This is a genomic window from Gordonia sp. HS-NH1 (assembly GCF_001418765.1).
GTDB lineage: Bacteria > Actinomycetota > Actinomycetes > Mycobacteriales > Mycobacteriaceae > Gordonia.
In genome coordinates, this window is record NZ_LIYC01000054.1 from 20,353 (window position 1) to 28,152 (window position 7,800).

Genomic DNA, 7,800 nt, shown 5'->3' on the forward strand with positions numbered 1-7,800 from the left:
AAGCCGCCGGGCCGAGCAAGCGACGAAGGAGCGTGTCGAGGTCGACGAGCCACGAAGGGCGCCGCCTCACTTCTTCGCGAGCGCCGCCCGGTATCCGAGGAAGCCCACGTAGCCGGCCAGTGCGACGAGGCCCAGGCGGCGGGTGCGCTTCGACACCAGCGCCGCACCGATGGCGGTCTCGCAGGCTCCGTTGCGGTAGGTCCAGGTGGTGGTGTCGTCGGGGAACACGGGTTCGGTGATCGGCGCGAACGCCTGCGGGGCGACGAAATGCGCGAGCCCCATGGCCGCGAGTCCGCCGCCCACCAACGAGACCTTGTCCAGCGATTGCCTGCCTGCGGCCATCAGAGTGTTCCCTTCGTCGTCGAGTACTTCCGGTGATCGTATGCACCCGGGTGGGCCCGGCTGCGGCAACCCACTGCTCGGCCCGTCAGTGACCGCCCGCAAGGAGCGCCCTGCGCAGACCCCAGACATAGTCGTCCGGCCGCTCCCAGGCCGCGAAATGTCCACCGCGATCGAAGTCGCGCCACTCGACGACATCGAACTTCCGGTTCGCGAACCGCCGTGGCGCGTTCACCAGGTCGTGCCCGAACAGCGTGAACACGGTCGGTGCCTCGACCCTCGGCCAGTGCTTCGCAGCCTGTGTCGCGTACGGGCCGAAGGATGTCGCGATCGTGCCGGTGAGCCAGTACGCCGTCACCCAGGTGAGGACCTCGTCGTAGGAGAACACGCGGAAGAGGTCGCCGTCGCAATCGGTCCAGCGCACCAACTTCTCGACGATCCACGCCGCCAGTCCGGCGGGCGAATCCCCGAGTCCGACCGCGAGGGTGTCCGGCCTCGTCGACTGCTGGTGCATGTATCCGCCCTCGGCGGCCTGCCATCGACGGCCGCGATCGACGTACGCCGACTCATCATCATCGAGATCGGCCGGCAGGTCGGCCAGGAAGTGGTACTGCGAGACGTCCGTCAGATGCAGGGACGCAACGCGGTTCGGGTGACGGGCGGCCAGCGCCTCAGCCACGTCGCACCCGACGTCGCCTGGCGAGACCGTGTAGCGATCCACACCGAACTCGGTCATCGCGGCGGCGACGGCGTCGGCCATCTCGATCGAGGACAACCCCGCTGCGACGGGAGCGGAGAACGGGAACCCGGGAAGGGCGGGTGCCACATAGGACACGTCTCGCAGGTGCGGGAAGATGCGCTCGAAGCGCAGCACGGAGTCCGGCCACCCGTGAAGCAGCACCACCACCGGGGCACGGCCGCCGGCGGCCTCGGACAGGACGGCGCGCACGGGAACGTCGGTTCGCCGGGTCTGGACCCACCCGAACCCGGCGATCCGATCTTCCTGTGCGCGCCAGTCGAAATCGGTTGCCCAGTACCGGATGAGGTCGGTCAGCAGATCCGGATCGAATCCGGCAGTACCGTCGACGTCGGCGCGCGGGACCGGCCGGTAGCGGTGCAGCCGGACCCGGAGGTCGTCGAGTGCAGCAGTCGTGGCGCGAACGAACACTTGTCCCGTCACCCCACCGTCGGCACCGTGAGTCCGCGGTCGGCCTCGTCGAGGTCACCGGTGTCCCCGTACTCGTGAGCGCGACGGCCGGCGACGAAGACGTAGGCCATGAACAGCGACCAGGCCGTCACACCGATCCCGATGCGCGCCCAGGTCGGCAGCGGGGACGGCGTGACGAACGCCTCGATGACCCCGCACAGCAACAGCACGACCACCAGACCCAGTGCGACTCCGACCGCCGCCCGGCCCTCCTCCCCGAGAGCCGTTGCACGCGTCCGATTTCCCGGGGACACCCACGCCCAGAAGATCCGCAGACCCACCCCCGCGGCGACGAACAGGCAGGTCAACTCGAGCATCCCGTGCGGCAGGATCAGTCCGAAGAAGAGGTCGCCACGACCGTGGCGAATCATGATCGACGCCACGACCACCAGATTCAGGACGTTCGTATAGAGCATCCAGATCACCGGGAAGCCGAACACCCCCAAGGCGATACACAGGGCGGCCAGCCAGAAGTTGTTGGTCCACACCCGCGCGGCGAACGACGTCGCCTCGTATTCGCTGTAGTAGTTCTCGAAGTCGTTGGTGACGAGGCTTTCGATCTCGGCGGGCGACGCGAACGAGCTCTCGATGCGCGGATGGGCCAGAACCCACCACGTCATGATCGCGGCTGCGCCGAGCGACCCACCCATCACCGACAGCCACCACCAGCGCATCCGGTACAGGGCGGCGGGGAACGACCGGGTGAAGAACTCGATCACCGTCGTCGGCGTGCTGACGCGGGTTCCGGTCGCACGGCCGCGGGCGCGAGCCAGGAGAGCCGACAGGTACGCGACGAGCGACGCGTCGGGGGCGGTCGACCGGATGACCGACAGATGGGTGGCCACGCGCTGATAGGTGTCGATCATCTCGTCGGCCTCGGCACCGGTGAGTCGGCGACGCCGGGATAGCGCGTCGAGCCGTTCCCACGTCGCGCGGTGCGCGGACACATAGGCGTCGAGATCCACGCGGCCAGGGTATCCGGCATTCGCGCGACCGAGGCACGTGTCATTCAGCGGGACCTCGCGGGTGTGTGTTCCCGACGCCGCGTCGCGGTATCGCGTCGTAGGGTGAGGCGTGATGTCTCATCCCGTGCCGCCGCGACCCCCAGTATGGGGTGCGGGCGCCACGACGACGGTCGGCGTCGGGCGCGACGACCTGGTCTCCGGCGAAGCCGTCGCTCTCGCACTGCCGCCGGCCAACCTCGGCTACCGAATTCTGTCCGGCATCATCGACGTCCTGCTCGGTTTCGGACTGTGGTTGTTCCTGTGGTGGATGTCGTTCAAGGTCGCCGGCGAGGCGAGTGACGCGTGGCGCGGAACCATCAACACATTGATTCCCATCCTCGCCGTCGTCGCTCTTCCGACACTGCTGGAGACCGTCACCCCGGGAAAGTCCGTGGGCCACCTCGTCCTCGGCCTCCGGACGGTCCGAGATGACGCCGGTCCGACGGGTTTCCGGCACTCACTGACCCGCGCGCTGATCGGGTTCATCGAGCTCTACGCCTGTCTGGGACTCCCGGCGCTCATCTCGGCGGCCATCTCCCGACGAAACAAGCGCCTGGGTGATCTGCTCGCCGGGACCTACGTGATCCGCGACCGTCATCGGCTCGTCGAACAGGCCCCCATCGACATGCCGCCGGGTCTGCGGTCATGGGCCGTCTCCGCCGACATGGCCGCACTTCCCGACCCGCTCGCGGTGGTCATCAGGCAGTTCCTCAACGGCCGGCACGGCATGAAGCCCGAACCACGGGCGTACGCCGCCCGCCGGATCGTGTTCGACGTCGCACCGTTCGTCGCCCCCGCTCCCCCGCCCGGTGCCCAGTTCGAGGACGTGTTGTCGGCGATCATGGCCGAGCGCCGGCGCCGAGACACCGAACGCCTGGCGCGCGAAGCCCAACTGCGGGAACGTCTGCTGCGATGATCCGTGCCGCGGCAGGGCTCAGCCCGGCACGCGACCCATCCATCGCGGCTAGGCTACTGGGGTGACGGTGACCCTTACCGCGAAGGACAAGAGCCGAGCCGCTGGCCGACGACTGGCCTCCGGCCTCCTGGTTGTCGGAATGGCCTGTGCCGCAGTCCTCACCGGCGCCGCCCCGTCGTGGGCAGCGCCGAGCGAGGGATCGGTGACCGTCTCGCACGCGGTCCCTCGCATCATCGACACCGAGATGGTGGCCGACCGGACTGTCGCCCTACCCCAGGCTGATTCGACGCTGCGCGTGCGATACACCTCGACCTCGATCCGCGGCGTGCCGACGGTCATGTCCGGAACCCTCCTCACCCCGCCGACGCCGCCACCCGCAGGTGGCTGGCCCCTTGCCGTGTGGAACCACATGACCGTGGGGGCAGCCGACGCGTGCGCCCCGTCGGTTGCCCACGCCGGCCACAGCGAACTACCCCGCATGACGTCCGGCGATGGCATCGTCGCCCGGCTGCTCGACGCCGGTTTCGTCGTGGTGCGCCCGGACTTCGAGGGCATCGGCGGGCCGGGGCCACATCCTTATCTCATCGGGGACTCGTTGGCGCGGTCGGCGATCGACATGGCGCTCGCGGCGGCCGATCACGATCCGCGCATCGGTCGCAACGTCGTCGTGGCGGGCCATTCGGAGGGAGCCGTCGCCGCACTGTCGGCCGCTGCTCGTCCGTCATCGGAGTGGGGACCCCTGCGGTTACGGGCCGTGTCGGCGCTGGCACCACCGACACGAGTCGCCGACCTGCTCGACGGCGCGTCCAACGTCCCCGTCGCCGGGCCGGCCGTCAACGAACTCATGGGACTGGCCGCGCTGATCGGAAGCGGTGCGGCTGCAGCTGATCCCGCGTTCGACGAACTGATGGACAACGGCGGACTCAGCGCTCGGGCGCGCGAACTGCGTCCACAGGTCGAGACCCGCTGCTACGCAGACCTGACGGCAGCGGATTCGTTCGGCGGTCTCGCACCCACCCAGCTGCTGGGACCCCGCGGCGAGGAGATGAAGCAGCGGCTGCTGACGACCCTTCGCAACAACGATGTTGCGCGACTTCGCTTCTCGAAGGCTCTTCCGGTCCGGGTCGACTCCGGCATCGTCGACACCGTGTCCCCGCAACCGCTGGTGGCCGGTCTGGTCGACACCTACCGACGGTCGGGGGTGTCGGTGACCTATACCGATCATTTCACCGGACACCCAGGGGTGGCGACCGATCCACGCAACGCCGCGACCATCGCCGACTGGCTCATCGGCCGGGTGTGAGGTCCCGGTTCGGTGGGCGATCAGGCGGCCGGGCCCAGCCAGGTCCGCGCGGCGACGACCTGGGCGCGCACCCCGATCGACAGCGTCGGATCGATGACCGGCGCGTAGTGCGGCGAATGGTTGGACGGAACCTTCAACACGGCCGGATCCGTCATGTCACCGGTCGTGAAGAGAGTCGGGTCCGCACCACCGAGCAACCAGTACGAGAGCGGCGCTCCGCAGCTCGTCGCGAGGATCCCCACGTCTTCGCTTCCCGCGCCCGCGCCTGGATCGAGAATGTTGTTCTCCCCCAGCCAGTCCGCGAACGCACCGAGTGTCGTGGAGAGCGCCGCGGCGTCGTTCGTCACCACCGGGAAGCGTTCGATCTCAGTGATGGTCGGTTCTTCCGGTGCACCCGATGCTGCAGCCTCGCCGCGCACGATGCGCTCGACACTGTCGAGGATCCGACTGCGCACGTTCTCTTCGTAACTGCGGATGTTCAGCTGTATTTCCGCCTCTCCCGGAATGACATTCGCGGCATCGCCGGCGTGGATGGATCCCACGGTCAGGACGGCCGTGGCGGTGCTCGGGATCTCCCGCGAGATCACTGTCTGCAATCGCAGCACCGTCGAGGCCGCCAACACGATGGGGTCGACGGAGGCCTCCGGCATCGAGCCGTGCGCACCTCGACCCACCAGACGTATCCGCAGAGAGTCCGATCCGGCGTACGACGCGCCCGCGTGACCGGCGATCTTCCCGGCCGGCAGCGGTGACACGTGTTGACCGAGAACGACATCCGGCTTCGGAAACCTGTCCCACAGGCCGTCGTCGACCATCGCCTGGGCTCCGGCACCCAACTCTTCGGCAGGTTGGAACACGACGATCAAGGTGCCTGACCACGCGGATGTCTCACCCGCCAGGACAGCAGCCGCACCGAGAAGGCAGGTGGTGTGCAGATCGTGACCGCAGGCGTGCGCGACCGGAACCGACTCACCGTCGTCGTCGATGGCGGTGGCGGTGCTGGCGTAGTCGAGACCGGTGTCCTCTCGCACGGGTAGCGCATCCATGTCCGCCCGGGACACGACGATGGGCCCGTCCCCGTTTCGGAGGACGCCGACGACACCCGTCTTGCCCACCCCGGTGGTGACCTCGAATCCCGATGCGCGGAGGTGATCCACGACGATCGAAGCGGTCCGACCTTCTCGAAAACCCAACTCCGGATTACGGTGCAGGTCCTTGTACAGGTCGATCAGTGACGGATCGATCGCGATGTTGTCGGGTGCGGTCATGCCACACCACCTCCGATGGATGGGTGCTCGGTCAGGGCGCCTGGTTCGGCCCTCGTCCTTCCCCATCGTCACACTCGGACATCCGAGATGTGTCCGGTTTGCGCATTAGAGTTCGCCAACCGCGAACCACTACCTCAAATCCGCGGAGGTCTTGCCCAGCACACGTCGAGCGATGATCAGCTGCTGGATCTGCTGCGTCCCTTCGAAGATGTCCAGGATCTTCGAGTCGCGAGCCCATTTCTCCACCAGCGACGTCTCCGAATAGCCAGCGGTGGCGCCGATCTCGACGGTCTTGTTGGTGATGTCGGTGACGACCCGGCCGGCCTTCGCCTTCGACATCGACGCCTCGGTCGAGTTCGGCTGCTTGTTGTCGGCCATCCACGCTGCCCGCACCGTGTGCAACCACGATGCCTCCCAGTCGGATTCGAGTCGGATGAACTCGGCGACGGTGGCGTGCTGCGACGAGGCGGGGCGGTCGTAGTCGATCTCGTGGCCCGCCTCCTCCAGCATTCGACGCAGCTCCTCCAGAGATGCGCGGCCGAGTCCGATGGCCATCGCGGCGACGACCGGGCGGGTGTTGTCGAAGGTCTGCATGACCCCGCCGAAGGCTTTCTTGGTGTCGATCTCCGGCGAACCCAACAGGTTCTCGGCCGGAACCCGAGCATTCTCGAACCGGATCACCGCAGTATCGGAAGCCTTGATGCCCAGCTTGTGCTCGAGGCGGGCCACGGTGACACCGTCGGTGGTCATCGGTACGACGAAGCTCTTGATGGCCGCGCGGCCGACGCTCTTGTCGATGGTCGCCCACACGACGACGTGGTCGGCGCGCGAGCCCGCGGTCACGAAGATCTTCTCGCCGTTCAGGACGTACTCGTCGCCGTCGAGGGTCGCGGTCGTGGAGACCGCCGCCGAATCCGAGCCGAAGCTCGGCTCGGTGATGGCCATCGCCGCCCACACATCTCCGAAGCGTTCGAGCTGCTCGGGGTTGGCCACCGCCGCGATCGCCGCGTTGCCGAGACCCTGACCCGGGATGGAGAGCAGCAGACCGACATCGCCCCAGCTCATCTCCAGCGCCGAGAGCAGAGCGCGCATGTTGGCGCCGTTCGCGGACGGCGCGTCGGACGCCGTCCTCTCGCTGTCCTCCGACTTCTCCGAGGATCGGCCCTGCTTGGCGAGCTTCGCCAGTTCATCGAGCTCCACCGGGTACTCGTGCTCGGCCTGGTCGTACTTGCGCGAGATCGGCCGGAAGAGGTGCTCGGCAGCCATGTGGGTGCGCTCGACCGTCGAATCGAACTTCTTCGGGAGCTCCAGGTTGATCGCCATGACAGTACCTTACTGCCCGGTAAGTTCGTTGCCAAGTCCCGGTTCGTGACCGAAGCCGAATAGCCTGGACCGGTGGCGTACGACGAGGACCTGGCCTACCGCATCCGCGCTCTACTGGCGACGGAGTGCGGCCTCGACGAGAAGGCCATGTTCGGCGGGCTGGCGTTCCTGATCAACGGCAACATGGCCGTCGCGGCCAGCCGCAGAGGCGGCATCCTGGTCCGCGTCGCACCGGAGGAGACGGCCGGTTTTCTCGAATATCCACACACCCGACCGATGGTGATGTCCGGCCGGGAGACCCGAGGGTGGCTACGCGTCGACGACGCGGGCATCGCCACCGATCGTCAACTCTCCCGCTGGATCGCGATCGGTTCCGATTACGCGCGCAAGCTGCCGAAGAAGTAGATAGCGACCGGCCTCCGCTCCCTGAGCCTGGATCC

The 7,800-nt window shown here is 67.7% G+C and carries 8 protein-coding genes; 3 read left to right on the forward strand and 5 right to left on the reverse strand.

Going from position 1 to position 7,800, the window contains the following annotated elements; genetic code table 11:
• Positions 1 to 66: 66 nt before the first annotated feature.
• The 3 genes from AMD30_RS22445 to AMD30_RS22455 form a co-directional block, all read right to left on the reverse strand.
• On the reverse strand, positions 67 to 342 hold the full coding sequence (locus tag AMD30_RS22445) for a hypothetical protein (protein WP_055477165.1): 276 nt from the start codon (positions 340 to 342) through the stop codon (positions 67 to 69).
• An 85-nt stretch (positions 343 to 427) separates the two neighbouring features.
• Positions 428 to 1,519, reverse strand: a complete 1,092-nt coding sequence (locus AMD30_RS22450; protein WP_055477166.1) for an epoxide hydrolase family protein — start codon at positions 1,517 to 1,519, stop codon at positions 428 to 430.
• Positions 1,516 to 2,511 (reverse strand): stage II sporulation protein M, encoded by a 996-nt coding sequence (locus AMD30_RS22455; protein WP_055477167.1) that lies wholly within the window; start codon positions 2,509 to 2,511, stop codon positions 1,516 to 1,518. The genes AMD30_RS22450 and AMD30_RS22455 overlap by 4 nt, the downstream gene beginning before the upstream one ends.
• A 112-nt stretch (positions 2,512 to 2,623) precedes the next feature.
• On the opposite strand from AMD30_RS22455, the gene AMD30_RS22460 reads away from it, so the two are divergent.
• Positions 2,624 to 3,466, forward strand: a complete 843-nt coding sequence (locus AMD30_RS22460; protein ID WP_055477168.1) for an RDD family protein — start codon at positions 2,624 to 2,626, stop codon at positions 3,464 to 3,466.
• A gap of 61 nt (positions 3,467 to 3,527) precedes the next feature.
• Positions 3,528 to 4,769 (forward strand): lipase family protein, encoded by a 1,242-nt coding sequence (locus AMD30_RS22465; RefSeq protein WP_084817350.1) that lies wholly within the window; start codon positions 3,528 to 3,530, stop codon positions 4,767 to 4,769.
• 20 nt (positions 4,770 to 4,789) lie between these two features.
• Here AMD30_RS22465 and AMD30_RS22470 read toward each other — a convergent pair whose 3' ends face one another.
• Both AMD30_RS22470 and AMD30_RS22475 read right to left on the reverse strand, forming a co-directional pair.
• Positions 4,790 to 6,037, reverse strand: coding sequence for an amidohydrolase (locus tag AMD30_RS22470; RefSeq protein WP_055477170.1), 1,248 nt, complete (start codon positions 6,035 to 6,037; stop codon positions 4,790 to 4,792).
• A gap of 129 nt (positions 6,038 to 6,166) precedes the next feature.
• Entirely contained in the window at positions 6,167 to 7,360 is a 1,194-nt protein-coding gene (locus AMD30_RS22475) for an acyl-CoA dehydrogenase family protein (protein ID WP_055477171.1), read from the reverse strand.
• A 72-nt stretch (positions 7,361 to 7,432) separates the two neighbouring features.
• Here AMD30_RS22475 and AMD30_RS22480 point away from each other — a divergent pair, with 72 nt between their 5' ends.
• Positions 7,433 to 7,765, forward strand: coding sequence for a TfoX/Sxy family protein (locus tag AMD30_RS22480; RefSeq protein WP_010843832.1), 333 nt, complete (start codon positions 7,433 to 7,435; stop codon positions 7,763 to 7,765).
• Positions 7,766 to 7,800 lie beyond the last annotated feature (35 nt).